Origin of the sequence: Porphyrobacter sp. CACIAM 03H1 (assembly GCF_002215495.1) — a bacterium.
Taxonomy (GTDB): Bacteria; Pseudomonadota; Alphaproteobacteria; order Sphingomonadales; family Sphingomonadaceae; genus Erythrobacter.
Window position 1 is genome coordinate 2172688 of record NZ_CP021378.1, and the last position, 26703, is coordinate 2199390.

Below are 26703 nucleotides of genomic sequence, written 5' to 3' on the forward strand. Positions count from 1 at the left end.
TCCCCTGTCCGTCCGCTTTGCAAAAGCGCGCGATATCAAGGGAATATAACGCATTTCGGGGCGGACAGGGTGTCCGCTTTGTCCGCTTAACGACTGACCCGGGAAGAGCCATGACATTGAAGACTGTCTATGTTTTCGGAGGCAATGCCGACCACTCCGATCCGCGCCAGAAGGACAAGACCGTGGCCGGGGGCAAGGGCGCGAACCTCGCCGAGATGGCCTCGATCGGCCTGCCGGTGCCGCCGGGCTTCACCATCACTACCGAAGAGTGCGTCGCCTATCTGAGGGATGGCGCGGGCTTCTCCGAAGGGTTGAAGGCCGCGGTGGCGGACGCGCTCGCCCATGTCGAAGCATCGGTCGGCAAGCGCTTCGGCGATGCGGCGGATCCGCTGCTGGTCTCGGTCCGCTCGGGCGCGCGGGTGTCCATGCCGGGCATGATGGACACGGTGCTCAACCTGGGGCTGAACGACAGCACCGTGGACGGGCTGGCGGCCTCCAGCGGCGATGCGCGTTTCGCCTGGGACTCCTACCGCCGCTTCATCCAGATGTATTCCGACGTGGTGCTCGGGATCGATCACGGGCTGTTCGAGGAAGCGCTGGAGATCGCCAAGGAAGACAAGGGCTTCTACAACGACACAGAGATGGCGGCTGAAGACTGGCAGGCGCTGGTCGGCGAATACAAGGGGATCGTCGCGGAGGAACTCGGCCGGCCCTTCCCGCAGGACGTGAACGAACAGCTCTGGGGCGCGATCCGGGCCGTGTTCGACAGCTGGGATTCGGACCGCGCCAAGGTCTACCGCCGCCTAAACGACATTCCGGGCGACTGGGGCACTGCGGTGAACGTGCAGGCGATGGTGTTCGGCAACATGGGCGAGACGAGCGCCACCGGCGTCGCCTTCACTCGTGACCCCGCCACTGGCGAGCGGGCCTATTACGGCGAATACCTGATCAATGCGCAGGGCGAGGACGTGGTTGCCGGTATCCGCACCCCGCAATACCTGACCCGGGTGGCGCGCGAGGCGGCGGGGGCGAAGCCGCTCTCGATGGAGGAGGCGCTGCCGGAGGCCTATGCCGAGCTCGCCCGCGTCTTCGATCTGCTCGAGCTGCACTACAAGGACATGCAGGACATCGAGTTCACCGTCGAGCGCGGCAAGCTGTGGATGCTCCAGACCCGCTCGGGCAAGCGGACCGCGAAGGCCGCACTCAAGATGGCGGTCGACATGGTGGCCGAGGGCCTGATCGACGAGCGGGAAGCGGTGCGCCGGGTCGATCCGATGGCATTGGACCAGCTGCTCCATCCGACGCTCGATCCGAATGCCGAGCGCAATGTGCTGACCACGGGTCTGCCCGCCTCGCCGGGCGCGGCAGCGGGCAAGATCGTGCTCGATGCCGACACCGCGGAGCAATGGGCCGGACGGGGCGAGAAGGTTATCCTGGTGCGGGTCGAGACCAGCCCGGAAGACATTCACGGGATGCACGCGGCGCAGGGCATCCTGACGGCGCGAGGCGGCATGACCAGCCATGCGGCGGTCGTCGCTCGCGGCATGGGCCGTCCTTGTGTGTCGGGCGCGGGCGCCGTGTCGATCGACCGTGCGAGCCGCACTCTGCGCATCGGTTCGACCGAACTGAAAGAGGGCGATGCCATCACCCTCGACGGGGCGACCGGGCAGGTGATGCTCGGTATCGTGCCAACGGTGGAGCCGGAGCTGGCCGGCGACTTCGGGACGCTGATGGTGTGGGCCGACAAGCTGCGCCGCATGAAGGTGCGCACCAATGCCGAGACGCCCGAGGACTGCCGCATGGCCCGTCAGTTCGGGGCCGAGGGCATCGGGCTGTGCCGCACCGAGCACATGTTCTTCGAAGCCTCGCGCATCTCGCTGGTTCGCCAGATGATTCTTGCGGAAGACGAGGCCGGGCGGCGGCGCGCGCTGGACAAGCTGTTGCCCGAACAGCGCGCCGATTTCACCGCGATCTTCGAGGTGATGGCGGGGCTGCCCTGCACGATTCGCCTGCTCGATCCGCCGCTGCACGAGTTCCTGCCCCACGGCGACGAGGAATTCGCCGAGCTGGCTGATGCGACCGGCCTCGGGGTCGATCACCTCAAGCGGCGGGCGGGGGAGCTTCACGAATTCAATCCGATGCTCGGCCACCGCGGCTGCCGCCTGGGAATCACCTTCCCCGAGATCTACGCCATGCAGGCGCGCGCGATCTTCGAGGCGGGGTGCGCGGTGAAGCTGTCTTCGGGCGAGGCGCCGCTCCCCGAGATCATGATCCCGCTGGTGGCGACCAAGCGCGAACTCGCGATCCTCAAGGCCTTGGTCGACAAGGAAGCCGAGGCGGTCTTCACCGAGATCGGCACGCGGGTCGATTACCTCGTCGGCACGATGATCGAGCTCCCCCGCGCCGCGCTGATGGCAGGCGAAATCGCCGAGGAGGGCGCATTCTTCTCCTTCGGTACCAACGATCTGACGCAGACGACGCTCGGCGTCAGCCGCGACGATGCGGCGCGGTTCCTCAGCGTCTATGTCGACAAGGGCATCTTCCCGCGCGACCCCTTCGTCAGCCTCGACATCGAGGGCGTCGGCCAGCTGGTCGAGCTGGCGGCGGAGCGCGGGCGCGCGACCCGGCCCGACATCAAGCTCGGCATCTGCGGCGAGCACGGCGGCGATCCGGCGAGCATCGCCTTCTGCGAGAGCGTCGGGCTCGATTACGTCAGCGCCTCGCCCTACCGCGTGCCGATCGCGCGGCTTGCCGCGGCTCAGGCGGCGCTGAAGAAGGGCTAGGTTCCTGCAAGGGATCGCCGCCCGGTCAGGGTGACGATCTCGAAGCTCTCGGTGGTCTTTCCGTCGGCCTCGGCCCGCGCGGCAAAGCCGGCGCGGGCGCGGGCGAGCGCGGCCTTGCCGAGCGGCGCTGCCGGCCGCTGGAGCGCATTGCCGAGCCCTTGGTCGCGCAGGTCCGCGAGGAGGCGGTCGAGCGAGCCATAGCGCGCCGCTAGCGTGTGGGTATCGACCACCGGGTCCTTCCATCCGGCGCGCTGCAGCAGGGCGGGGGCGGCGCGGGCGTCGACGAGCGGATGCAGCCGCGCTGCGGGCCGGTCAGGCTCGGCGGCAAGCATCGCGGCGCGCAGGGCTGGGAGGCTCTGCCCGCCGATGAAGCTTGCGATCACGAGCCCGCCGGGGGTGAGAGCGTTGCGCAGGTGGATCAGCGCGCCGGGCAGGTCGTTGACAGCATCGAACTGGCCGATCACCCCGATGAAATCATAGGGGCCGCCCGCAATCGGCTCCGCGGGGTTGGCTGCCACATCGACCACCACTTCGCTGCCACCTTGGCCGAGGTGCGCCGCCAGCCTGGCTGTGCAGCCACCGATCAGCAGCGCGCGCGCCGGGGTGTGACGCACGAAGGACAGCCTCTCGATCATGTCGTCGGCCATGTCGTCGAGGAGAAAGGTCGCAGGCTCCGCCGCGCTGCGCAGCCGCTGCGCCGAGCGCAGCGCGCGGGCCACGCGGCGGCTCTCGGCGAAGATCGTGGGGACGGCGGCGTTGTTCATGTGATGCGCCCTGCCGCGCTTGCCTCGGGAGCGCAAGCCATGCGACATCGCGAGGCGATGGCAGTGGTCGCTCAACTTGCCCGGCATCTCGCGCCCGTGGTGGATCTGGTCTATCCGCCGCGCTGCCCGTCCTGCGGGGTGGCGATCGCCAGCCAGGCAGGGCTTTGCGCGGAATGCTGGAGCACGCTCGAAGTGCCCGATCAGGACGATGCCGCGGGCGATGGCGTGCCGGTCTACGCGGCCACTATCTACAACGCCACCTCGCGCAGGCTCGTGCTGGCCTACAAGCATGGCGGACGGATCGCGCTCTCCCGGTTGCTGGCCCGGCTGATCGCGGCGCAACTGCCAGAGCGGGGGGAGGGCGGCGCGCCGCCCCTGCTGGTGCCGGTCCCGCTCCATCGCTGGCGGTTGTGGAGCCGCGGCTTCAACCAGGCGGCGCTGCTCGCGCGGGAACTGGCGCGAATGGGCAGGGGCGAGGCAGCAGTGGCGGCGCTGGTCCGGCATCGGCGTACACCCAATCTCGGCGGCCTCGGGCGCGAGGCGAGGGAGCGGATGCTGAGCGGGGCAATCCGGCTCGATCCCCGCCAGTCGCTGCGGCTCGCGGGGCGCGACGTGGTGCTGGTCGACGATGTGCTCACCAGCGGCGCGACGAGCCGGGCCTGCATCGCAGCGATTGCCGCGGCAGGACCGGCCTCGATCACGGTTGCCTGCTTCGCGCGGGTCGAGGAGGGCCACCGCGGCTCCATGCCCTGAAACACATAACGCCCGAGGCCTTTCGACCCCGGGCGCCACGTGACGAAACGGTGCGGATCCACCCTTGCGGGCCGAGGCAGCGACCCCCTAACTTCGCTGCCGGGATCCAGTCCCTATCGTTCAACCGGTCGCGCTGGCACCCCGCTGCCAGATCTGCGGTCCGGTCACCCCCTGAACCTGACACCGGGCGGTGCCATTGTTCGGTGGAGAACCCCTTGCGAAGGCTCCGGAGGCTTTCTTCCACCGAGTTGGATAACGCGGAAGACGAAACCGTGCCGCTTGCGCTTTTTTGTCGTCCGCTGTTGTGTGGCTGCAACAATCGGCGCATGGGCGCCGTCCCGGCATTCTTGGAGTTGCGCGTGTGACCGATCTTCCCCTCACCACCGACCAGCGCGAGAACGGCACTGTATTCGCGCCGAAATTCGATGCGGCGGGGCTGCTGACCGCGATCGTGGTGGATCATGCCGACAGCACGGTGCTGGTCGTGGCGCACATGAACGCCGAGGCGCTGGAAGCGACGCTCGCGACGGGCAAGGTGCACTTCTGGTCACGTTCGCGCGGCGCACTGTGGATGAAGGGGGAGACCTCTGGTCATGTGCTTGTCGTTGAGCAGGTGCTGGTCGACTGCGATCAGGATGCCCTGCTGATCCGCGCCACGCCTGCCGGCCCGACCTGCCACACCGGCGCGCGAAGCTGCTTTTACCGCGAGGTCGCCTTGGATGGCGGGGATCCGGTGCTGACGCGCAACGTCGCTTGACGCTCACGTAAACGTAAGGTAGGGGCAGGGCATGGCTACTGCTCCTGCTCCTCCCGCCCATTCCGCCACCGAGTCGCGCCGCAACGGCGCCCATCTCGACCGTCCGGATGTTCACGCGCGCGAACAGTTCACCATTTCCGACCTCACCTCGGAATTCGGCTGCACCGCCCGCGCGCTGCGCTTCTACGAGGACGAGGGGCTTATCAGCCCGGCACGTGTCGGGCTGACCCGAGTCTATTCCAAGCGCGACCGCGCCCGGCTTGCCTGGATCATGCGCGCCAAGAACGTAGGCTTCTCGCTGACCGAGATCCGCGAGATGATCGACCTCTACGATCTCGACGACGGCCGCGTCGAACAGCGCCGCGTCACGATCGAGAAATGCCGCGCGCATATCGCCAAGCTCAAGGCTCAGCGCGACGATATCGATTCGTCGATCAAGGAATTGACCGACTTCGTGGCCGAAATCGAAAAGCTCGACCTGCGCTGATGCGCTAGGCCCAACACCGCTTCAACCACGCCGCTCACCCAAGGGAACAAGTGATGCCGACCTACACCGCGCCCACCCGCGACACGCGTTTCATCGTCAACGAGGTGCTCGACCTTGCCAGCTACGGCAACCTGCCGGGCTTCGAGAACGCCACTCCCGACATGATCGACACCGTCATCAACGAGGCCGGCAAGTTCTGCGCCGAGGTGCTCGCCCCGATCAACCAGGCGGGCGACGAGCATGGCTGCACCCGCCACGAGGACGGCTCGGTCACCACGCCTCCGGGCTTCAAGGAGGCCTATCAGGCCTATGTCGAAAGCGGTTGGGGCACGCTCGCCCAGCCCGAGGAATTCGGCGGGCAGGGGATGCCGCACGTGCTCGGCTTCGTGCTCGAGGAATACACCGGCACCGCTAACCAGGCCTTCGCCATGTATCCCGGCCTCACCAACGGCGCGATCGCCGCGATCATCGCCAAGGGTTCGCAGGAGCAGAAGGAGACTTTCGTTCCCAAGATGATCTCGGGCGAGTGGTCGGGCACGATGAACCTCACCGAACCGCACTGCGGCACCGATCTCGGCATGATCCGCACCAAGGCCGTGCCGAACGGCGACGGCACCTATGCGATCACCGGCACCAAGATCTTTATCTCGGCAGGCGAGCATGACCTCACCAGCAACATCATCCACCTGGTGCTGGCCAAGACCCCGGGCGCGCCGGATAGCACCAAGGGCATCTCGCTCTTCATCGTGCCCAAGTTCCTGCTCGACGAGAACGGCAACCCGGGCCAGCGAAATGGCGTCACCTGCGGGTCGATCGAGAAGAAGATGGGCATCCACGGCAACGCCACCTGCCTCCTCAATTACGACGGGGCGACCGGCTATCTCGTGGGCGAGGAGAACAAGGGCCTCGCCGCGATGTTCATTATGATGAACGCCGCGCGTCTCGGCGTCGGCATCCAGGGCTATGCCCAGGCCGAGGTCGCCTACCAGAACGCGGTGAACTATGCGCTCGACCGTCGGCAGGGCCGCGCGTTGACCGGCCCGGCCGATCCCGAGGCCAAGGCCGATCCGATCTTCGTCCACCCCGACGTGCGCCGCATGCTGATGGACGCCAAGGTCTTCACCGAGGCGATGCGGGCCCTGTGCCTGTGGGGCGCGCTCCAGGTCGATCTGACCCACAAGGCGCAGACCCCCGAGGAGCGCGAGACGGCCGATCTGCTGATCGGCCTGATGACGCCGGTCATCAAGGGCTACGGCACCGACAAGGGCTACGACATCGCCAACAACATGCAGCAGGTGTTCGGCGGCCACGGCTATGTGCGCGAATGGGGCATGGAGCAGTTCGTGCGCGATAGCCGCATCGCGATGATCTACGAAGGCGCCAACGGCGTGCAGGCGATGGACCTTTGCGGCCGCAAGCTGGCTGCCGGGGGCGGAAAGGCGATCCAGGCCTTCTTCGCGATGATCGACGAGGAAATCGCTGCCGCCAAGCAGGTCGACGAACTGAAAAGCGTCGCCGAGCGCCTCGAAAAGGCACTGGGCGAGCAGAAGGCGGCCACCATGTGGTTCATGCAGAACGCAATGGCGAACCCCAACCATCTCGGCGCGGGTGCGCATCACTACATGCACATCATGGGCATCGTGACGCTCGGCTTCTTCTGGCTGAAGATGGCCAAGGTGGCGCTGGCGAAGCTCGCCGAAGGTTCGGACGACAAGGCCTTCTACGAGGCCAAGCTGGTCTCGGCCAACTACTACGCCGAACGTTTCCTGCCGGACGCGGGCGCACTGCGCCGCAAGCTCGAGGCGGGTAGCGAATACATGATGAAGCTTCCGGCCGAAGCCTTCGCGACCGCCGCGTAAGCTTCGCTCGCATCATCCAGGAAGGGCCGCCCTGCACGTCGCGGGGCGGCCCTTTTCCTGTGCGCCTACTTTGCGGCCTCCTCGGCCAGCACATAGAGGTAGTCGACATAGGCCATCGTCGCCTGGTCGAGCCCATAGACCTTGGGATCGCTGCTCTCGATCAGGAACCATTCGTTGGGCGCATGGGCCCCGGCGCCGCGCCCCAGGCCGAATTGCGAGGCAGGCAGATTGAGCGGCGGGCCATTGAAGATCACGCCCGGCCAACTCCCCGCATTGCGCGGTCGGATGGTATAGGGAACGCCCTGCTCGTCGAACAGCCGCTTCTGCGCGCGGATGAGGGCCGAGTCCTCGTCCGTCTCGTTCGGGCCATAGCCGCCCGAGACCGTCACCTGCACATCGTCGAAGCCGCGCTTGGCCAGATGCGCGCGCAGCTTGGAGACGGCCTCTGCCTTGGTCATCTTGGGAACGAGCCTGAATTCGAGCTTCGCCTCGGCACGGCCCGGCAGGACGGTCTTGCCGCCCTCGCCGGTATAGCCCGCGACGAGGCCCTGGATGTTGACAGTGGGCTGCGAATAAAACCGTTCGAGGCTGGTGACGTAATCCTCGTCCCCGATCCAGCGCCCGACGCCGAGCGAGGTCTTCTCCTGCGCCTCGAGCCCGGGCTTCGCGCTCTCGGCGATCAGTTCCTTCTGGCGCGCGGTGAGCGGTTGCACGTTCTCGAACCACCCGTCGATCGCCGGGGTGTGGCCATCGTCCGCGACCAGCGTGTCGAGCGCCTTGACGAGCCGCCACGCCGGGTTCTCGATCCGCGCGTGGTTGGAGGAATGGACATCGGTCTTGGGATAGCGGTCGGAGGTCTCGCCGCCGACCACCAGCTGGAACTCGACCGCGCCCTTGGCCCCGAGCGTGATGGCGGCGCTGCCGTCCTTGGACTGGTTGGCGGCGGGGATGAACACACCGACCGCCTTTGATAGTGCCGCCTGCACCTCGGGCACGGCCACGACCTGATCGAAATGGGTCGAGGCCACTTCCTCCTCGCCCTCGGCGACGAGCACGAGGTTCACCGGCAGCTTGCGCCCGCTGGCCTGGATTGCCTTGATCGCGGCGAGGAAGGCCATTTCCGGCCCCTTCTGGTTGACCGCCCCGCGCCCGTAGAGGACGAGCCCCTCGCCCTCGCGCTGCTTGAGCGTTCCCTCGAGCGGGGGCGTGTCCCATTCTGCGGGATCGTACTGTTTCACGTCATACATGAAGTAGACGCCGACCGTGGTCTTCGCCCCGGCATCGAGCGTCGCGAAAACGGCGGGCACCCCGTCGGTGGGAATGATCTTCGCCTGCTGGAACCCGGCATCGAGCGCCAGCTTGCGCATGTATTCGGCGCCCTCCGGCGTCCCGCGCTTCTCGGCGGCGATGGTGGGGAGGGCGATCCAGTCCTTCAGCGCCTTCACGCTGGCGTCATGCTGCGCGGCGACGACCGCCTCGATTTTCGCGCGCTCGGGCGTCTCCGCCGCGAGCGGGGCCGCCATCAGGGCGATCACCGCCGCCATGCCCGATGCTGCCAATGGTCGTGTCATGCCCTCTCTCCCTGTCCGTGACAGCGCGAGAGGTATCAGGCGAACGGCGTTTCGCAACGGCCTTTGTGACAGGCCTAGTCGAGCCGCCCCATCATCCGCTGCGATCCGGCCTTGATCTTGAGGTTCTGGGCGGCGGCGGCGGGACGTTCCCACATGCTCGCCGATCGGGCAGAGGCGACGCGCGGCCGGGCAGGCGGGGTAGGGCGAGGGGCGGCAGGTTCGGGTTCCGCCTCGCCCTGCGGCTCAGGCTCCGGCTCGGGAGCGGCGGCAACCGGCGCGGCCTGCTGTTCGAGGGCGGGTTGGGCAGGCGCAGGGGCGGGTGCCTGTGCGACGGCCGGCGGAGGGGCCGCGGGCGCGGACGCGGCGCTTTCGTCCCCTCCGGCAAGCCCGGCGAGGATCTTCTCGGCCACTTCCTCGATCGAACCGACCACCAGCAGCGGCTGACCGCCGACGATCCCGACATTGGTCTGCCCGTTCTCCGCCGTGCGCAGCCATGCCACGTTGGAGGCCACAACGAGATAGTTGCCGCCACGCGATTCGAGCTTGATGAACTTCATGCCTGTGCGTTTCCGGCCTCTGGCGGCGATTGGCCGCCGATTGATCCGCAGACATAGGCCCAAGCGGTTTAGCAAAGGGTTTATCCGGACGCGCTTTTCCGCCGGAGGGCCCAACGGCCGCGTGCCGAAAGGGGCTGGCCAGCACGGGCGCGATAAGCCAGAGCCGCGTTCGGAGACAAAGGGAGACGGAGCAATGGCACGGACATGGATCGCCCTCGCGGCAGCGCTGGCGGCAACGACGCTCGCACCTCCCGCGCCGCTCGCCGCCGCGCCGGTGGAGGCGGGCCAGCTATCCGAGTCGCTCAAGACCCAGCTCGATGCGCAGTATGACCGGATCATCGCCGATCTGATCCGCATCACCGAAACCCCCGCGCCCCCGTTCAAGGAAGAGAAGCGCGCCGCGCTTTTCGCCCAGATGCTGCGCGATGCGGGCCTTACCGACGTAACCATCGACGAGGAGGGCAATGTCCTAGCGCTGCGCCCGGGCCGGACCGATGCCCCTGCGCTGGTCGTCTCGGCCCACCTCGACACGGTCTTTCCCGAGGGCACTCCGATCAAGGTGACGCGCGAAGGCGATCGTCTGCTGGCGCCCGGCATCGGTGACGACAGCCTCGGCCTCGCCTCGATCGTCGCCTGGGTGCGCGTGCTGGAGGCCAACCGCATCGTCACGCGCCAGCCCGTCCTGTTCGTCGGCACGGTGGGCGAGGAAGGGGCGGGCGACCTGCGCGGGGTGCGCCACCTGTTCACCAAGGGCGCCTGGAAGGACCGCATCGGGGCGTTCCTCTCAGTCGACAATGCCGATGCGGCGCGGGTGGTCCACGCCGCTGTCGGCTCGCGCCGTTACCGGCTCGGCTTCAAGGGGCCGGGCGGGCACAGCTACGGCGCCTTCGGGATCGTAAACCCGATGGCCGCGATGGCCGAGGCGGTGCGCGGGATCTACGCGATCAAGGTCCCCGCCGAACCGAAGACCACCTATGCCGCCAGCGTCGTCAGCGGCGGCACATCGGTCAATGCGATACCCGATCTCGTCACGCTCGAGGTCGACATGCGCTCGCCCGACCCGGCGGCGCTGCGCCAGCTCGAGGCCGACCTGATGGCCGCGGTCGAGGCCGGGGTCGCAGCGGAAAATGCCGCCCGCTCGGTGCGGAGCGGGGCCATCAGTGTGGAGCCGCAACTGATCGGCGATCGCCCGGCCGGCACGACCCCGCCCGATCATCCGCTGGTGCGCGACGCGCTCGCGGCCTCGAAAGCGGCGGGCTTCGCGGCAAGGCTCGACGAATCCTCGACCGACGCCAACATCCCGATGAGCCTCGGCATCCCGGCGCTCACCATCGGCACCGGCGCGGGAGGCGGGCGGACTCACAGCATCGAGGAATATCTCGAGACCGAGCGTCAGCGGTTCGTCGCGGGGGTGTCGGTGGGGCTTGCGATCATCCTCGCCCAGACAGGCGCCGAGGCGCGCTGAGGGCCGATCAGCGCGGCGCGACCTCGTCGATCAGCCCCATCAGCGCGCGCCATGACTGGGCGTCGGCGAGCGGGTGATAGGCGGGGTTCGGCGTGTGGGCAGGGGTGAGCGGGTTGGTGAAGCCGTGCTCGACCCCCGCGAAGGACAGGAAGTGCCAGTCGGCACCGACCCGGTCCATCTCCTCCCAGAAGGCGATCACGTCGGCGCGCGGAACGAGCGAATCGGCGTCTCCGTGACAGACCAGCAGGCGCGGCACGATCGGTGCGGTGGCGGGCAGGGGCGTGGCAAGCAGACCGTGAAAGCTCGCCGCGAGCGCGAAGTCGGCCCCGTCGCGCGCAAGTTCGAGCACCGCCATTCCGCCGAGGCAGAAGCCGATCGCGATCTGCGGGATGCCGGGTGCGGCCCCGCCCAGTGCAGCCAGCGTCGCCCGCAGCCTTCGGCGCATCGCGAGCGGATCGGCCCGCAGCCGCTCCATCGCGGCAAAGGCGCTTTGTGCGTCGTGCGGCGCATCGGGACCGTAGAAGTCGCCGACCAGCGCAAGGCACCCCGCCTCGGCGAGCGCCTGCGCCTTGGCCTCGACGCCCGGCGAGGTGTTGATGAAGGTCGGAAACACCGCCACCGCCGCTCGCGCCGGACCGGCCGGACGGGCCAGCCACCCGGTCAGCGGCGTGGGCCCGTCGGCATAACCGAGGCGTTCGAGCGCGCTCATTCGACCGGCAGGAAGTCGGGGACCGAGAGGTACCGCTCGCCGGTATCGTAGTTGAAGCCCAGCACCCGCGAACCGGCGGGCAGCGAAGGCAACTTGCTCGCAATTGCGGCCAGCGTCGCGCCCGAGGAGATGCCGACCAGCATCCCTTCCTCGCGCGCGGCACGGCGGGCCATTTCCTTGGCCTCCTCGGCATCGACGGTGACTGCGCCGTCGATGGCGTTGGTGTGGAGGTTGCCCGGGATGAAGCCCGCGCCGATGCCCTGGATCGGGTGCGGGCCGGGCTGCCCGCCGTTGATGACCGGCGAGAGCGCGGGCTCGACGCCATAGGCCTTCATCGCCGGCCAGTGCTTCTTCAGCTCCTCGGCGCAGCCCGTCAGGTGTCCGCCGGTGCCGACCCCGGTGATCATGACGTCGACCGGCGTGTCGGCGAAATCGGCGAGGATCTCCTGCGCGGTGGTGCGGGCGTGGACGGCGGGATTGGCGCCGTTGTCGAACTGGCTCGGCATCCATGCGCCCCGCGTCTCGTCGACCAGCTGCTGCGCGCGCTCGATCGCGCCCTTCATGCCCTTCTCGCGCGGGGTGAGGTCGAAGCTGGCGCCATAGGCCAGCATCAGGCGGCGGCGCTCGATCGACATCGATTCGGGCATGACCAGCACCAGCTTGTAGCCCTTGACCGCCGCGACCATCGCAAGGCCGATGCCGGTGTTGCCCGAGGTCGGCTCGACGATCGTGCCGCCGGGCTTCAGCGCACCGCGCGCTTCGGCATCCTCGACCATCGCCAGCGCGATGCGGTCCTTGATCGACCCGCCCGGGTTGGCACGCTCGGATTTCACCCACACCTCGTGGTCGGGGAACAGCCGCGAAAGGCGGATATGCGGAGTGCCGCCGATGGTGGCGAGGATGTTGTCAGCCTTCATGTCGATACCTCTCTCTTGAGCTCCTGCGGCTCGAAGCTGCGGGCGCGGCGCAGTTCGGGGAAGTACCACGCCCATACCAGTGTCACGAATATCGCACCGGCCCCGCCGAATACAACCGCACCGACTGCGCCGAGCAGCGCGGCGGCAAGGCCCGACTGCATCTCGCCGAGTTCGTTCGAGGCCGAGATGGCGAGGCCAGAGATCGCAGAGACCCGCCCGCGCCGGTCATCGGGCGTGAACAGCTGCACGAGCGAGCTGCGGATGAACACCGAGACCATGTCGACCGCGCCCATCATCGCGAGGATCGCCAGCGACAGGACGAAGTGGCGGGAGAAGGCAAAGACGATGGTGAGTGCCCCGAAGGCCGCGACCGCCCAGAGCATCTTCATTCCCACCTCGCGCTGTAGCGGGCGGAAGGACAGCCACAGCGAAACGCTCGCCGCGCCGAGGGCAGGGGCGGCGCGCATCAGGCCGAGGCCCTCGGGCCCGACGAACAGGATGTCGCGCGCAAAGACCGGCAGCAGCGCGGTGGCGCCCGCCAGCAGCACCGCGAACAGATCGAGCGTGATGCAGCCGAGCAGGAACCGCTCGCGCCAGACATAGACCAGCCCGTCGATGATCTGGCGCAGCGGCTTAAGCGGCGGGCCCTCGTGGGTGGCCCGCACCGGGCGAACGGTGAGGATCAGCAGCATCGAGCAGCAAAGCAGCCCGGCCGACAGCGCGTGGGGAAGCCACGCGGCGCTGGCGAAGATGAGGCCGCCCACCGCAGGGCCGGCGACGCTCGCACTCTGCCACGCGATCGAGGACAGGGCGATGGCACGCGGCAGCAAGGCAGGCGGCACGATATTGGGCGCGATGGCGCTCATCGAGGGGCCGAGGAATATCCGCGCAGCGCCATGAGCGGCGGCGAGGGCGAACAGGATCGGGAGGTTGAGCGCATCGGCCCATGTGATCAGCGCCAGCACCGCTGCCACGCAGCCGTCGATCCCGTTTGCGAACGCCGCGACATGGCGGCGGTCGAACCGGTCGGCCGCCAGACCCGCAAGGGGCGTCAGCAGGAACAGGGGGACGAATTGCGCCAGCCCCAGCAGGCCGAGCTGGAACGAGGCCTCGGCCACGCTCATCCCGTAATCGTCGCGCGCGACGGCGTAGAGCTGGTAGCCGAGCAGCACCACCATCGACATGGTGGCGAACACGCCCATGAAGCGCGCGAGCCAGTAGCGCCGGTAATCACCGATCTGGAGCGGGGAGGCAGGTTCCATCGTCAGCGCGCCATGGCAGGCGGCGAGGTCCCTGCCAAGCAGGTGAAACTTGCGCTCGGTAAGGCTGGCCTATCGCGGCCGGCGCAGGCGGGGGTTAGGCTGGAGCTGGTCGATGATCGCGAGGAAATCGTCGAGCCGGATGATCCGCTCGAACTGGAAGCCCGCACGGGTGTCGCGAGTCCAGATGACATAGGCCTCGATCCGGCCGACGATGGGCAGGCGGATGATGATGCGATCGCCGCGCTGAAGCTGGCGCGCATCGTCGACCATGAAGCCGTGGGCGGACAAGTTGCAGATGTGCAGATGCAGGTCGCCGTGCACGAAGTGCTCGACGATCGCCGGGAAATCGACCGGATGCCGCGCCGCGCGCCGCAGATCGGTCACACTCAGGTTAGCTCCACCCGCCACGCGCTGCGATCCTTCCCTCCGCTTGGTCACGGAGAAGGGGATGCCGCAGAAAGCCTGACAATTGGTAAAGGACGCGCTCCTCAGCGGTGGACGAGCGCGTGACGCTTCTTGCCGAGGCTGAGGCGCAGGGTCTGGCCATCGGCGGGCAGGACCAGCAGCGCGGGATCGGTGACGGTCTCGCCGTCGAGCTTGACCGCGCCCTCGGCAAGCTTGCGCTTCGCCTCGCCGTTGGAGGCGGTGAGGCCGATCTCGGTCAAGAGCGCTGCAAGGCGCATCCCCTCCGGGCCGGTGGCAAGGCTCGGCAGATCCTCGCCCGCGCCGCTCCCGGCAAAGGTTTCGCGCGCCGTCGCTTCGGCCCGCGTCGCCGCCTCCGCACCGCGCACCAGCCTCGTCACCTCGTTCGCGAGCACCACCTTGGCGCTGTTTATCTCAGCGCCTTCAAGGGCTTCGAGACGCTTTATCTCATCGAGAGGTAAGTCGGTGAACAGCCGCAGGAAGCGGCCGACATCGCGGTCGTCGACGTTGCGCCAGTATTGCCAGAAGTCGTAGGCGGGGAGGCTGTCCTCGTTGAGCCACACCGCGCCTGCCGCCGTCTTGCCCATCTTCGCGCCGTCGGCCGTGGTCAGCAGGGGAGTGGTCAGGCCGAACAGCTCGGTCCCGTCCATGCGCCGGCCGAGCTCGATCCCGTTGACGATATTGCCCCACTGGTCGGAGCCGCCCATCTGCAACCGCACGCCAAGTTCACGGCTCAAGTGCCTGAAATCGTACCCTTGGAGGATCATGTAGTTGAATTCGAGGAAGGTCATCGGCTGCTCGCGCTCGAGCCGCAGACGGACCGAATCGAAGGTCAGCATCCGGTTGATGGTGAAATGGGTGCCGACCTGCTGGAGCAATTCGATGTAGCCGAGCTGGCCCAGCCAGTCGTGATTGTTGACCATCACCGCATCGGTCGGGCCGTCACCGAATTTCAGCAGCTTGTCGAACACCGTGAAAATCGAGCGGATGTTGGCCTCGATGGTCTCGTCGGTCAGCATCTTGCGGCTCTCGTCGCGCCCCGTGGGGTCGCCGATCCGCGTGGTGCCGCCGCCCATCACCACCACCGGCTTGTGCCCGGCCTGCTGCAGGCGGCGCAGCATCATGATCTGCACAAGGCTGCCGATATGGAGCGAGGGCGCGGTGGCATCGAATCCGATATAGCCCGGCACGATCTGCCTGGCCGCAAGGGCATCGAGCCCCGCCGCATCGGTCAGCTGGTGGATGTAGCCGCGCTCGTCGAGCAGGCGCAAAAGGGCGGATTCGTAGGTGCTCATGGCGCGCGGCCCTACCAGCGCAAGGGCGCGGCGGGAAGTGTCTTGCCCGCCGCCAGCGCGCGAGGCATTGAGGGTCGATGCACCCCTTGATGCTCCACCAGACCTGCGATCTCGGCCCTGTCCGCGCGGTCACCGCCGCCATTTCGCCCACCCCGCAGGGCTGCGAGGCCGAATTCCGGCTCGAGGGGCATATCCCCTCGATCGTGGTGCCGGCCCCGACCACGCCCGCCCGGCGCGACAATCTGTGGAAGACCACCTGCTTCGAGATCTTCTGGCAGCCCCTCGGCGACACCTGGTATCGCGAGTTCAACCTCTCGCCCTCCGGCCAATGGGCGGCCTACGACTTCGATTCCTTCCGCGAAGGGATGCGCGATGCGCCGGTCGAGGCGATCGCCGTCGCCTGTTCGCATGACGACGGGGCTCTGGTGCTGAAGGCCAGCATCGCCGCGAGCCTGCCCGATCCCGCGCAGGTCGCGCTCAACGCGATCGTCGAGCATCCGGACGGCAGCCTGCAATTCTGGGCGCTTGCCTTCCCGCCCGGCAAGCCCGAGTTCCACTCCGAGGCCTGCCGCGCGATCATCGTCGAACGCTAGGGCGCGGTCGCGGCGCGGCCGAAGGGGCGGTTGAGCTGCACGATCTTCGCGTTGAGCACGAAGGCGAAGCTCACCCAGACGAAATAGGGCACGTTGAGCCAGCCCGCGAAACTGTCTCCCGCGAGGCGGGGAAGCACCACCATCAGCGCCGTCACCGAAAGCCACAGCAGCACGTTCTCGGCCAGCGCCCAGTCGGGTCGGCGCAGCTTGAAGAACAGCGGCGACCACAGGAAGTGGAGCACGAAATTGACGATGAACAGCGCCCAGACGCCCATGCGCGCCTCGGGAGAGGGCGCCTGCGTGAGGCCGATGTAGAAGCTCCACCCCGCAAGGCCGAGGATCACCGTCCATGCGGGGCCGAACAGCCAGTCGGGCGGCTGCCACGGCGGCTTGCGAAGGTCGCGATACCATTGCCCGATTTCGGTCAGCGCGCCGCCCGCGCCGCCGAGAATGATCGCCCATCCGGCGGCGATGGCGGCGGCTGTCCAGTCGATGTCCATGCCACCCTAACGGTGGCGGGGGCGGCAATGTTCCCGGGGGCCTCGCGAGGCATTGCCTTTGCGCGCGGGCTGTTCCAACGCTGGCGGCCATGAAGAACGGCATCGACCGGCTGCTCGCCGACCCCGAACTCCTCAAGCAACTCAAGGGCCGCCGCGTGGCGCTGGTCGCCCATCCGGCGAGCGTGACGGCAGACCTCGCCCACAGCCTCGATGCGCTGATCGCAGCGGGCGTGCAGGTCAACAGCGCCTTCGGGCCGCAGCACGGGCTGAAGGGCGACAAGCAGGACAACATGGTCGAGACCGCAGACGAGATGGATCCGCGCTACGGCATCCCGATCTTCTCGCTCTACGGCGAGGTGCGCCGCCCGACGGGGCAGATGATGTCGAGCGCGGACGTGTTCCTGTTCGACCTTCAGGACCTGGGCTGCCGGATCTACACCTTCGTCACCACCCTTCTGTATCTGCTGGAAGAAGCGGCGAAGGCTGGCAAGGAGGTCTGGGTGCTCGATCGGCCCAATCCCGCCGGTCGCCCGGTCGAGGGCACGCTGCTGGTGCCGGGGCAGGAAAGCTTCGTCGGCGCCGCCCCGATGCCGATGCGTCACGGGCTTACCATGGGGGAGATGGGCCACTGGTTTATCGAGCATTTCGGTCTCGACGTCGCCTACCGGGTGGTTGCAATGGAGGGCTGGCAGCCTGACGCCGCGCCCGGCTTTGGCTGGCCGACGTCACGCCTGTGGATCAATCCCTCGCCCAATGCCGCCAATCTCAACATGGCGCGCTGCTATGCCGGGACGGTGATGCTGGAGGGCACGACGCTGTCCGAAGGGCGAGGCACCACCCGTCCTCTCGAGGTGCTCTTCGGTGCACCCGATGTCGACGCGGGCGGGGTGCTGAAGGTGATGAGGAAGCTCGCGCCGGACTGGCTGGAGGGTGCCGCGATCCGCGAATGCTGGTTCGAGCCGACTTTCCACAAGCACTCAGGAACACTTTGCAACGCATTGATGATCCATGCGGAAGGTGATTTCTACAGCCACCACGCCTTCCGCCCCTGGCGCATGCAGGCGCTGGCCTTCAAGGCGATCCGGCTGCTCTATCCCGACTATCCGCTGTGGCGCGACTTCCCTTATGAATATGAGCTCACCCGCCTCGCAATTGACGTCATCAACGGCGCTCCTTCCTTGCGCGAATGGGTGGACGACCCGGCCGCGACGCCGCATGATCTCGACGCCATGACGTCACATGACGAGGCGGCGTGGGTTGCCGCGGTGCGACGGCACCTGCTTTACTGATTGGCGTCAACGCCCAGACAACCACCGGGCCACGACATGACAAGGGATGGCGGACGAACCGCCACCGATGGGAGAGAAGACAAGATGGCCACCACAGCGGACTCCGTGTCCGGCTCGCAGTCCGTTCGATTGACCCTGTGGATCCTGCTGACGGTCTACATCTTCAATTTCATCGACCGCCAGATCGTCAACATCCTGGCCGAGCCCATCGCCGTCGACCTCGAGCTCAGCGACACCCAGATCGGTCTGATGACGGGCCTTGCCTTCGCGCTGTTCTACACCGTGCTGGGCATCCCCATCGCGAGGCTGGCCGACCGGCCGACCACGAGCCGCCCGAAGCTCATCGCGGTGGCGCTGGCGCTGTGGTCGGGGATGACGGCGCTGTGCGGGGTGGCGCAGAACTTCTGGCAGCTGCTGCTCGCCCGCATCGGTGTCGGCGTGGGCGAGGCAGGCTGCACGCCTCCGGCCCATTCGCTCATCAGCGACATGGTCCCGCCCGAGAAGCGCGCCTCGGCGCTGGCCTTCTATTCGCTCGGCATTCCGATCGGTTCGCTGCTAGGCATGGTGATCGGGGGCTTGCTGGCCGACTACCTCGGGTGGCGCGAGGCCTTCGTGGTGGTGGGGCTGCCCGGCGTCGCCCTCGCGCTGGTCGTGTGGTTCGTGCTGAAAGACCCGCGCCGCTCTGACGCCGCAGCCCAACTGCGTGCAAGCAGCCAGTCCGCCGCGCTGCCATTGGGTCAGGCGGTGGCCGAGGTCATGCGCTCGCGCGCCTTTGTGCTGCTGGTGCTGGCGGGCTCGGCGGCCGCGTTCCTGTCCTACGGCAAGACCACCTGGACCACGATCTTCTTCCAGCGCACCCACGACATGACGCCGGGGCAGGTCGGATTGTGGTTCGGGATCATCGGCGGGGTGGGGGGCATCCTCGGCACGTGGCTCGGCGGTTATCTTGCCGACCGCTTCGGCGCGCGGAACCGCCGCCATGTGCTGACCGCGCCGGCGGTGGGCATGGCGCTTGCCGTGCCGCTCGCCATCGCCGCCTACAATGCGCCGAGCTGGCCGCTCGCGCTGGCGCTGATCTTTGTCCCGCAGGTGTGCAACTCGCTCTATTACGGACCGTGCTATTCGGCGGCGCAGGGGCTGGTGCCGATCAAGGCGCGGGCGATTGCGGCCGCCGCGTTGCTGTTCTTCCAGAACCTTATCGGGCTGGGGCTGGGGCCGCTGTTCTTCGGGATGCTGTCGGACTGGCTGCAACCGGCCTATGGCGCGGAATCGGTGCGCTACGTGCTCTACGGCGCGGCAGTGCTGGGGCTGGTGCCGGCGTTCTTCTTCTGGCGCTGCAGCCTGCACCTCGATGCAGAGCTTGATCAGAAGGGCTGAACGGGCTCTCTAATCCTGAACCCGATTGCGGCCGTCAACGACGACCAAGCACCTCTGCCGTTTCCTCTGGGGTGATCTTCATCCCACCACGAGGCTTGAGGCTCGGGCTCATCGCCAGAACCACCGAGCAGCCGTCGATCCGCCGGTCGACCGCATAGATATACTGCCCCATATCCGCCGTCGCGGGCCCGCGTTCGAAGCGCGGCTGCTGTCCGGGATTGTCGGCCGTGGGCAGCTTGGCGTCGCGGCATTTGGGGCCAGCCATAAAGTCCGGCCGCAATTCGCGCCCGGCCGCTTCCGGGGCGGCGATGATGATGGGCTGCGGGGCAGGGGGCGCATCGCTGGCCCCGAGAAGGGCGATGACAAGCGGCAGGGCAAGCGGTTGCATGGCGTTCTCCTCCAGAAAGGAGAATAGCACGATTTCAGATGCTTCAGAAGGCCCCGATCACGCCCCGTGCTTGCGGCTCAGCGAGCCGGAGGCGGGCGGATCGGAAGCGGGCCTGACGGGCTGGCGTCACTCGAGCTCGATGTATTCGGCGCGTTCCGCGTCCCACTGGAAGGCACAGCCGATGTCGCGGTCGATCAAGTGCAGCCAGCGATCGTCCGCGTTCAGAACCTTGCCTAGAGCGATGTACATCGGTTTCTCGCCAAGCCGCTCGTCCTCGGCGATGGCCTCGTCGGTGCCCCGGATGCGCCAGCCGCTATCCGGGTCCCGGTCGCCCTCACAGGTCATGTCCGGCTCCTCGCGGTAGAGGTAATCAGCGTGGGAGCGGCCTTCGACGACACAGGCATCGACGAAGCATCGTTCCCAGTACCAGCGGCGCTTGGGCACCTCGGGACGCTGCTTGCCCTTTGAGTAGGTGCAGGAAATAACGTGCGACAGCGGGAGCCTGACCGGATCGCCAAGTCTGATCGACGGCATGTCGCAAGGCTCGTTGTCGAGGCGGCCGAGCACAAAGCCTTCCTCGATGCGTTCAATCGTCACCCACATCCGTTCGGCACCATATCGGCGGCCGCCGGCGGTCTCGCGGAAGATGGCCTGCACCGCGTCACCGGGCTCGAGCGCCGCCAGCTCCTGCGGCCACGGCATCGCGTAGGTGTAGGGCGCCCCGGCTGCGATCGGCCGCGGATCTTCGAGCGAGATCCCCTCGGGCAATTCGATCCCGTCGCTCAAGCCCCGTGCTTCCGCGACAGCTCCCGCATCGCGTCGTCCAGCCCCTCGAGCGTCAGCGGATACATCCGGTCGCCGACCAGCTGCTTGATCATCTTGGTCGACTGCGAATAGCCCCACTGCTTTTCCGGCACCGGGTTGAGCCACACAGTCGCGGGGTAGGTGTTGGTGACCCGCTGCAGCCACACCGCGCCCGCTTCCTCGTTCATGTGCTCGACCGAGCCGCCCGGATGGGTGATCTCGTAGGGGCTCATCGCCGCATCGCCCACGAACACGATCTTGTAGTCATGCCCGTATTTGTGGAGCACGTCCCAGGTCTTGGTGCGCTCCTGCCAGCGGCGCTTGTTGTCCTTCCAGACGCCCTCGTAAAGGCAGTTGTGGAAGTAGAAGAACTCGAGGTTCTTGAACTCCGCCGTGGCGGCGCTGAACAGCTCCTCGACCAGCTTGATGAAGGGGTCCATCGACCCGCCGACATCGAGGAACAGCAGCAGTTTGACGGCATTGCGCCGTTCGGGCCGCATGCGGATGTCGAGCCAGCCCTGCTTGGCGGTGCCCTCGATGGTGCCGGGAATGTCGAGCTCGTCCGCCGCACCCTCGCGTGCGAAACGCCTGAGACGCCGCAGCGCCATCTTGATGTTGCGGGTGCCGAGTTCCTTGGTGTTGTCGAGGTTCTTGAACTCGCGCTTTTCCCAGACCTTGATCGCGCGGCCGTGCTTCGACTCCCCGCCGATCCGCACGCCTTCGGGGTTGTAGCCCGAATTGCCGAAGGGGCTGGTGCCCCCCGTGCCGATCCACTTGTTGCCGCCTTGGTGGCGCTTTTCCTGTTCCTCGAGCCGCTTCTTGAGCGTCTCCATGATCTCGTCCCAGTCACCCAGCGACTTGATCTTCTCCATCTCCTCGGGCGTCAGGAACTTCTCGGCGACGGCCTTCAGCCAGTCTTCCGGAATGTCGACGGGGTTCTGGCCGTAATCGGTCATGATCCCCTTGAAGACCTTCTGGAACACCTGGTCGAAGCGGTCCAGCAGGCCCTCGTCCTTCACGAAGGTCGCGCGGGAAAGGTAGTAGAACGCCTCGGGCGTCTGCTCGATCACGTCCTTGTCGAGCGCCTCCAGCAGCGTGAGGTGCTCCTTGAAGGAGGCGCCGATCCCGGCGGCGCGAAGCTCGTCGACGAAATTGAAGAACATGGGCGCTGCTTAACCCGCGCGCCGCAGGCTGACCAGTCCCCATTCTTGCGAGGGGAAGGCCGCGCCGCTTAACGCTTCGCTTACCATCCCGCGCCTAGGGTCGCTGCACGCCAAACAGGGGCCGCGAACCGCACATGAACCAGCTCGCCATCGATACCGCCAATGCCCATGCCCTTGGGATGATCCCGGAGAGCTGCGGCGCGGTGACCGTCGGCTGCACCGATGTGGCCGGCGTGGTCGAGGCGGTGATCGCCTCGTCCAAGACCCTGCGCTCTGAACACGAGGCGCTGGCCGAGACGGTTCGCGCGCTCGAGGCCGACCAGTCGAAGGTCGCCGAGGCGAGCGACGAGGCGCGCCTGCTGTCCGAGCGCGCGATCGAGCGCCTGTCGGAAGGCACGGCGCTGATCCAGTCGTCACTGGGCCAGATCGCCTCGCTGATCGAACTGGTCGACACTCTCGGCCAGCACGTCACCAGCTTTTCGGCCGCGATGGAGCAGGTCCGCCGCTCGGCGCAGGACATCGGCGAGATTGCCGAGACCACCAACATCCTCGCGCTCAACGCCACCATCGAGGCGATGCGCGCCGGGGACGCGGGCCGCACCTTCGCGGTCGTCGCGAGCGAGGTGAAGAGCCTCGCCAGCGACACCCGCAAGGCGACCGAGGAAATCGCCGCCACCATCGACGCGCTCGGCGGCGAGGCGGAGGTGGTGATCGGCCGGATCGAGGCGGGCTCCAAGGCCAGCGGCGAGGCGCGCGCCTCGGTCGCCCGGATCGAGAGCACCATCGCCAATGTCGGCGCCCTCGTGGAGGAGGTCGACAAGCAGAACGACGTCATCGCCCGTTCGACCGGGACGATCAGCAGCCATGTCGACAAGGTCCAGCGCGTGCTGACCGGGTTCGATGCCGCGGCGCGCTCCAACGAGGACCGGCTCCACGGCGCGCACCGCAAGATGGAAGAGCTGGAGATCACGGCAAGCGAGATGTTCGACCGCATCGTCCACGCCGGCCTCAGCCCCGAGGACAGCGCGATGGTCGCGCAGGCGCAGGCGATGATGCAGGAACTCACCGCCCACACCGAAGCCGCGCTGGCCAAGGGGGCGGTGACGATGGCGGCGCTGTTCGACACCGAATACCAGCCCGTCCCCGGCACCAATCCGCAGCTCTACCGCACGCGCCTCACCGACTGGGCCCACGCCGAATGGCGCCCCTTCCTCGACCGCGCCAAGGCGAGCGATCCCCGCGTGCTGGCCGCTGCCTGCACAGACATGAACGGCTTCCTGCCGACCCACCTCACGGAGCGCAGCCGCACCCCCACCGGCGACATCAATCACGACACCCAGTTCTGCCGCAACGGGCGGATCATGCTCGAGGCGATCGACCGCAAGGCCAAGGTCTCGAGCGAGGCCTACATGATGGCCGTCTATCGCCAGGAGGGCGACGGGACGACTTACCGGGTGGTGCGCAATGTCTATGTTCCGCTGGTGATCGGCGGCCGCCGCTGGGGCGATTTCGAGCTGGCCTACAGCTTCGACTGACCCCGCCCGTGCGTCGTCAGCTCGGGTTGCGCCGGGCCATGAAGGCGAGCCGTTCGAACAGCATGATGTCCTGCTCGTTCTTCAGCAGCGCGCCGTGCAGCGGCGGGATGGCGCTCGCGGGATTGCTGCTCTGGAGCACGTCCAAGGGCATGTCCTCGTTGAGCAGGAGCTTCAGCCAGTCGAGCAGCTCACTGGTCGAGGGCTTCTTCTTCAGGCCCGGCACCTCGCGCAGGTCGTAGAAGATATCCATCGCCTTCTTCACCAGCGTCTTCTGGATGCCGGGGAAGTGGACGTCGATGATGTCCTGCATCGTCTCGCGGTCGGGGAACTTGATGTAGTGGAAGAAGCAGCGGCGCAGGAAGGCGTCGGGCAGCTCTTTCTCGTTGTTCGAGGTGATGACGACGATCGGGCGTTCCTTGGCCGCGATACGCTCCTGCGTCTCATAGACGTCGAAGCTCATGCGATCCAATTCCTGGAGAAGGTCGTTCGGAAACTCGATGTCGGCCTTGTCGATCTCGTCGATCAGCAGCACGGGGAGCTTCTCGCTAGTGAAGGCCTCCCACAGCTTGCCCTTCTTGATGTAGTTGCGGATGTCGTGGACCCGCTCCTCGCCGAGCTGGCCATCACGCAGGCGCGCCACCGCGTCGTATTCGTAGAGGCCCTGCTGCGCCTTGGTGGTGGACTTGATGTTCCACTCGATCAGCGGCGCGCCCAGCGCCTTGGAGATCTCGTGCGCCAGCACGGTCTTGCCGGTGCCCGGCTCGCCCTTGACCAGCAGCGGGCGGCGCAGGGTGACGGCGGCATTGACCGCGACCTTGAGATCCTCGGTCGCGATATAGGACTTGGTGCCTTCGAAACGCTGCTGCTGCTCTGACATCGGGTTTCCTTGTGAGACTGAATTCGGCGCGCCAGCGATAAGGGCGCACTTCGTCCGGCGCAAGGGGGCTCCCCCTCGCAAATCAGCGAGGCAGCAGCAGGATCCGCTGGGCGAGCGCCTCGAACTTGCCCTCGTCCACCACCGCCGCCGGGTTGTTCCACCCGAGGCTGAGCACCCAGTCGCGCCCGTCCTTGCCGGTCAGCAGCCAGGTGAGATTGATCACCCCCGGCTCGCTCCCGCCCTTGAAGCCGATATAAGGCCATTTGGCCTTGATCGTTTCAGTGGCCGAGGGGTTGATGGCCATGATCCGGAAGGCCTCGGGATCGGCGGTGCGGCGCATGTGCGCGAACAGGCGCGCAAGATCGGCCGGAGAGGCGAACCACTCGATGTCGAGCGCCTTGGGCCCGCCCGCGAAGGCGGCGTTGATGGAGTCGAGCGGCAGGTCGGTCTGCCCGGTCATCGCGGCGATGGCGGCACGGCTGACGGCTCCGCCCCTGCGCCACTCCTCGATCAGCGCGGGCGATCCGGCCTTCAGGAGGAACATCTCGCGCGTCGTCAGGAACGGGTCGTTCGCGGCCGGGTTCGCATGGCCGCTGTCGCGCAGCACCTTCTGCAGCCGCTCCTGCCCCAGCAGGCGGACAAGCTGGTCGGTCGCGGTGTTGTCGCTGATCGAGATCATCAGCCCGGCAAGGGTATGGAGCGTCACCGGCGCGCCCTTCGGCCAGTCCTGCAACCGGCCGCTGGGATAGCTCTTCTCCGAGAGCGGCACGACATCGCTCCACTTGCGCCGCCCCGCCTTCACGTCCTCGGCGAGCGCGGCGAGAACATAGAGCTTGAAGGTCGACCCCAGCGCCAGAGGCCGCGCGGTATCGAGGCCGATCACCGGCGCGCCCCCGCCGAGCGGGGCGAACAGGGCGTTGACGGTGCCGGGCAGGGCAGCAAGATCGGCGGCGATGCTTTCCGCCGTGTCCCCTTGCACCGCGACCGCATCGACCGAGGTGAAGCGCAACTCGTTGATGCGGTTGTCCTCGCTGGGCGTGATGGCGATGCCGCCCTTGGCGAGCCCGCGTTCGAAGCGGATTTCCAGCGCCGCGCGCGTGCCCTCGCGGGGGAGCAGCACGGCGACCTCGACCGCCCGTCCGAACTGTGCGGTCAGGTTGGCGCTCAGGGCCTTGATCTGGGCATCGGCGATGGCGGCGCGGAAGCCGGCGGTGAAGATCGCCTCGGGCTGCACTTCGCCGTTGAGCAGGGCCACGACCTGATCGGCGCGCGCTTCGAGCGCGGTCTGCTCCTGTGCAGCGGCGGGCGCGGGCCCCTGTGTCTGCGCGGCGAGCGGGGCGGCGAGCGCCGTTCCTGCCGCCAGCGCGAGGCCGAGAAAGACACTGCGGATCATGGGCTTCACTCCTCTCCCGTCTGCATGGTCTAGGTCGAATGTCCGTCCGGCGCCAGCGCCCTGATCCGCGCGATGTCGGCGGCGATCGAGCGTGCAGCGAGGAGGTTGAGCAGGATCACGGCGAGGAATATCCCGAAGGTCACGGCGAAGGGCACGATCGCGCCCTCAAGCGCGGCGCTCCAGCCCCTGCTTTCTGCCGAGCGGAGAGTGACGGCGGCAAAGAAGGCCAGCGTGCCCGGCACCAGCGGGCCGATATACCACAGGGGAACGCTGCGGAGCGCGGCGAGCTGGTGGCGGTATTGCCGTTCGAGATGGGCAAGGCACGGCTCCTCGGGCCGGGGCTGGAGATTGTCGGCGCAGCGCGCGAGGTTGCGCAGCACCAGCAGCACGCCCGCGCCGGTCAGCACCAGCGAGAGCGCGATGAGCCATTCGCCCTCCCATAGGAAGAACCCCGCCATTCCGGCCCAGACCGGAAGCTGGATCCACGCGGCAAGCCTCTCGCGCCGGTTGCGTCGGGCGATCTGGCGCTCGAAGCTGCCCGCCCGTGCCGCGCAGGCGGCAGGATCGGTGAAGGCCGCATCATTCGAGGCGGCGGTCCACAGGGGGAACGGGGCGTTGCTCATGCGTCGCTCTCCGGATTTTCGTCGGGGTTGAAGTGGCGGGCCAGCAGGGCCTTGATGCGGTGGACGCGGACATTGACCGCGCCGGGCGAGAGGCCGGTGATCTCGGCGATGGCGGCGGCGGTTTCTCCTTCGAGCCACAGCACGATCACCTGCATGTCGACGGGCGGGAGACGGCGGATCAACTCGCCGACCTGCGCCAGCACCAGCGCATCCCCGGCCTCGGCCTCGATGTTGCCGGGCGAGGGCAGCGCCTCGATCTCCTCGAGCGGCACCCGCCGGGGCCCTCGCACGGCCCGCGCGATGTGATCGGCGGCGACATTGTGGGCGACGCGGTAGACCCAGGTCTTGAGCGCACATTGCCCCTCGAACCGGGCAAGGCTGCGCCACAGCGCGCAGTGCATCTCCTGCTCGAGATCGCACGCCTTGTCGGCGTCACGCTCGACCGAACGGGCGAGACGCGCCAGCGCGGGCGCGAATTGCGCGCCGGCCTGCCGGTAGAGCTGTTCGATCGCTTCGGTCATGCCCCCTTAGTCCCCGCCGGAGCGGTTTCCTTACACGA

Annotated in this window: 26 protein-coding genes; 10 read left to right on the top strand and 16 right to left on the bottom strand. The window is 67.5% G+C overall.

All coding sequences use genetic code 11. The annotated features are described in order from the left end of the window. Positions 1 to 110: 110 nt before the first annotated feature. A complete protein-coding gene (gene ppdK / locus CBR61_RS10395) occupies positions 111 to 2783 on the top strand; it encodes a pyruvate, phosphate dikinase (protein WP_088914291.1) in 2673 nt (890 codons plus the stop codon). Here ppdK and CBR61_RS10400 read toward each other — a convergent pair. Next, on the bottom strand, positions 2780 to 3547 hold the full coding sequence (locus tag CBR61_RS10400; RefSeq protein WP_088914292.1) for a methyltransferase: 768 nt from the start codon (positions 3545 to 3547) through the stop codon (positions 2780 to 2782). The genes ppdK and CBR61_RS10400 overlap by 4 nt on opposite strands. Before the next feature lie 39 nt (positions 3548 to 3586). On the opposite strand from CBR61_RS10400, the gene CBR61_RS10405 reads away from it, so the two are divergent. From CBR61_RS10405 to CBR61_RS10420, 4 genes are all read left to right on the top strand, one after another. After that, positions 3587 to 4300, top strand: a complete 714-nt coding sequence (locus CBR61_RS10405; RefSeq protein WP_233996702.1) for a ComF family protein — start codon at positions 3587 to 3589, stop codon at positions 4298 to 4300. A gap of 361 nt (positions 4301 to 4661) precedes the next feature. Beyond that, the gene (gene hisI, locus CBR61_RS10410) at positions 4662 to 5057 is read left to right on the top strand and encodes a phosphoribosyl-AMP cyclohydrolase (protein ID WP_088914294.1); all 396 of its coding nucleotides are present in this window, start codon (positions 4662 to 4664) and stop codon (positions 5055 to 5057) included. 31 nt (positions 5058 to 5088) lie between these two features. Next, positions 5089 to 5544: a MerR family transcriptional regulator gene (locus CBR61_RS10415; RefSeq protein WP_088914295.1), complete on the top strand. Its 456-nt coding sequence runs from the start codon at positions 5089 to 5091 to the stop codon at positions 5542 to 5544. Positions 5545 to 5597: 53 nt separating this feature from the next. Then, complete coding sequence (locus CBR61_RS10420) at positions 5598 to 7403, top strand: acyl-CoA dehydrogenase C-terminal domain-containing protein (protein ID WP_088914296.1); 1806 nt, start codon at positions 5598 to 5600, stop codon at positions 7401 to 7403. Between the two features lie 65 nt (positions 7404 to 7468). Here the strand turns inward: CBR61_RS10420 and CBR61_RS10425 are convergent, their stop codons facing one another. Then, a complete protein-coding gene (locus CBR61_RS10425; protein WP_088914297.1) occupies positions 7469 to 8974 on the bottom strand; it encodes a M20/M25/M40 family metallo-hydrolase in 1506 nt (501 codons plus the stop codon). Between the two features lie 74 nt (positions 8975 to 9048). Then, positions 9049 to 9531 (bottom strand): hypothetical protein, encoded by a 483-nt coding sequence (locus CBR61_RS10430; RefSeq protein WP_088914298.1) that lies wholly within the window; start codon positions 9529 to 9531, stop codon positions 9049 to 9051. 193 nt (positions 9532 to 9724) lie between these two features. Between CBR61_RS10430 and CBR61_RS10435 the strand changes: the two genes are divergently transcribed. Further along, the gene (locus tag CBR61_RS10435) at positions 9725 to 10996 is read left to right on the top strand and encodes a M20/M25/M40 family metallo-hydrolase (RefSeq protein WP_088914299.1); all 1272 of its coding nucleotides are present in this window, start codon (positions 9725 to 9727) and stop codon (positions 10994 to 10996) included. A 7-nt stretch (positions 10997 to 11003) separates the two neighbouring features. Here CBR61_RS10435 and CBR61_RS10440 read toward each other — a convergent pair whose 3' ends face one another. From CBR61_RS10440 to tyrS, 5 genes are all read right to left on the bottom strand, one after another. Next, positions 11004 to 11705, bottom strand: a complete 702-nt coding sequence (locus CBR61_RS10440) for a dienelactone hydrolase family protein (RefSeq protein WP_088914300.1) — start codon at positions 11703 to 11705, stop codon at positions 11004 to 11006. Further along, positions 11702 to 12622 (bottom strand): cysteine synthase A, encoded by a 921-nt coding sequence (gene cysK, locus CBR61_RS10445; protein WP_088914301.1) that lies wholly within the window; start codon positions 12620 to 12622, stop codon positions 11702 to 11704. The genes CBR61_RS10440 and cysK overlap by 4 nt, the downstream gene beginning before the upstream one ends. Beyond that, a complete protein-coding gene (locus CBR61_RS10450) occupies positions 12619 to 13884 on the bottom strand; it encodes an MFS transporter (RefSeq protein ID WP_088914302.1) in 1266 nt (421 codons plus the stop codon). The genes cysK and CBR61_RS10450 overlap by 4 nt, the downstream gene beginning before the upstream one ends. Positions 13885 to 13953: 69 nt before the next feature. After that, positions 13954 to 14292, bottom strand: coding sequence for a PilZ domain-containing protein (locus CBR61_RS10455; protein WP_088915574.1), 339 nt, complete (start codon positions 14290 to 14292; stop codon positions 13954 to 13956). Positions 14293 to 14372: 80 nt separating this feature from the next. After that, on the bottom strand, positions 14373 to 15602 hold the full coding sequence (tyrS, locus tag CBR61_RS10460) for a tyrosine--tRNA ligase (protein ID WP_088914303.1): 1230 nt from the start codon (positions 15600 to 15602) through the stop codon (positions 14373 to 14375). Positions 15603 to 15679: 77 nt separating this feature from the next. Here tyrS and CBR61_RS10465 point away from each other — a divergent pair, with 77 nt between their 5' ends. Continuing rightward, positions 15680 to 16195 (top strand): DOMON-like domain-containing protein, encoded by a 516-nt coding sequence (locus CBR61_RS10465; protein ID WP_088914304.1) that lies wholly within the window; start codon positions 15680 to 15682, stop codon positions 16193 to 16195. On the opposite strand, the gene CBR61_RS10470 is transcribed toward CBR61_RS10465, so the two are convergent. Further along, on the bottom strand, positions 16192 to 16695 hold the full coding sequence (locus CBR61_RS10470; protein WP_088914305.1) for a TspO/MBR family protein: 504 nt from the start codon (positions 16693 to 16695) through the stop codon (positions 16192 to 16194). The two genes, CBR61_RS10465 and CBR61_RS10470, sit on opposite strands and share 4 nt — an antisense overlap. Before the next feature lie 89 nt (positions 16696 to 16784). Between CBR61_RS10470 and CBR61_RS10475 the strand changes: the two genes are divergently transcribed. Further along, a complete protein-coding gene (locus CBR61_RS10475) occupies positions 16785 to 17984 on the top strand; it encodes an exo-beta-N-acetylmuramidase NamZ domain-containing protein (RefSeq protein ID WP_088914306.1) in 1200 nt (399 codons plus the stop codon). 84 nt (positions 17985 to 18068) lie between these two features. Next, positions 18069 to 19361 (top strand): spinster family MFS transporter, encoded by a 1293-nt coding sequence (locus tag CBR61_RS10480; RefSeq protein WP_088914307.1) that lies wholly within the window; start codon positions 18069 to 18071, stop codon positions 19359 to 19361. Positions 19362 to 19395: 34 nt separating this feature from the next. Here CBR61_RS10480 and CBR61_RS10485 read toward each other — a convergent pair whose 3' ends face one another. From CBR61_RS10485 to CBR61_RS10495, 3 genes are all read right to left on the bottom strand, one after another. Next, positions 19396 to 19749 (bottom strand): hypothetical protein, encoded by a 354-nt coding sequence (locus CBR61_RS10485; protein ID WP_088914308.1) that lies wholly within the window; start codon positions 19747 to 19749, stop codon positions 19396 to 19398. A 126-nt stretch (positions 19750 to 19875) separates the two neighbouring features. After that, positions 19876 to 20535 carry an immunity protein Imm33 domain-containing protein gene (locus CBR61_RS10490; RefSeq protein ID WP_088914309.1) on the bottom strand — a complete coding sequence of 220 codons (660 nt, stop codon included), beginning with the start codon at positions 20533 to 20535 and terminating at the stop codon, positions 19876 to 19878. After that, entirely contained in the window at positions 20532 to 21716 is a 1185-nt protein-coding gene (locus CBR61_RS10495) for a vWA domain-containing protein (RefSeq protein WP_088914310.1), read from the bottom strand. The genes CBR61_RS10490 and CBR61_RS10495 overlap by 4 nt, the downstream gene beginning before the upstream one ends. 134 nt (positions 21717 to 21850) lie before the next feature. On the opposite strand from CBR61_RS10495, the gene CBR61_RS10500 reads away from it, so the two are divergent. Continuing rightward, positions 21851 to 23251, top strand: a complete 1401-nt coding sequence (locus CBR61_RS10500) for a methyl-accepting chemotaxis protein (protein WP_088914311.1) — start codon at positions 21851 to 21853, stop codon at positions 23249 to 23251. A 16-nt stretch (positions 23252 to 23267) separates the two neighbouring features. Here the strand turns inward: CBR61_RS10500 and CBR61_RS10505 are convergent, their stop codons facing one another. The 4 genes from CBR61_RS10505 to CBR61_RS10520 all read right to left on the bottom strand — a co-directional run bounded on the left by CBR61_RS10505 (position 23268) and on the right by CBR61_RS10520 (position 26665). After that, positions 23268 to 24128 (bottom strand): AAA family ATPase, encoded by an 861-nt coding sequence (locus CBR61_RS10505; RefSeq protein ID WP_088914312.1) that lies wholly within the window; start codon positions 24126 to 24128, stop codon positions 23268 to 23270. A gap of 82 nt (positions 24129 to 24210) precedes the next feature. Further along, entirely contained in the window at positions 24211 to 25521 is a 1311-nt protein-coding gene (locus CBR61_RS10510; RefSeq protein WP_088914313.1) for a serine hydrolase, read from the bottom strand. A 29-nt stretch (positions 25522 to 25550) separates the two neighbouring features. After that, entirely contained in the window at positions 25551 to 26144 is a 594-nt protein-coding gene (locus tag CBR61_RS10515; protein WP_088914314.1) for a hypothetical protein, read from the bottom strand. Continuing rightward, positions 26141 to 26665 (bottom strand): RNA polymerase sigma factor, encoded by a 525-nt coding sequence (locus CBR61_RS10520; protein WP_088914315.1) that lies wholly within the window; start codon positions 26663 to 26665, stop codon positions 26141 to 26143. Before CBR61_RS10520 ends, CBR61_RS10515 begins: the two co-directional genes overlap by 4 nt. Between the last annotated feature and the right edge of the window lie 38 nt (positions 26666 to 26703).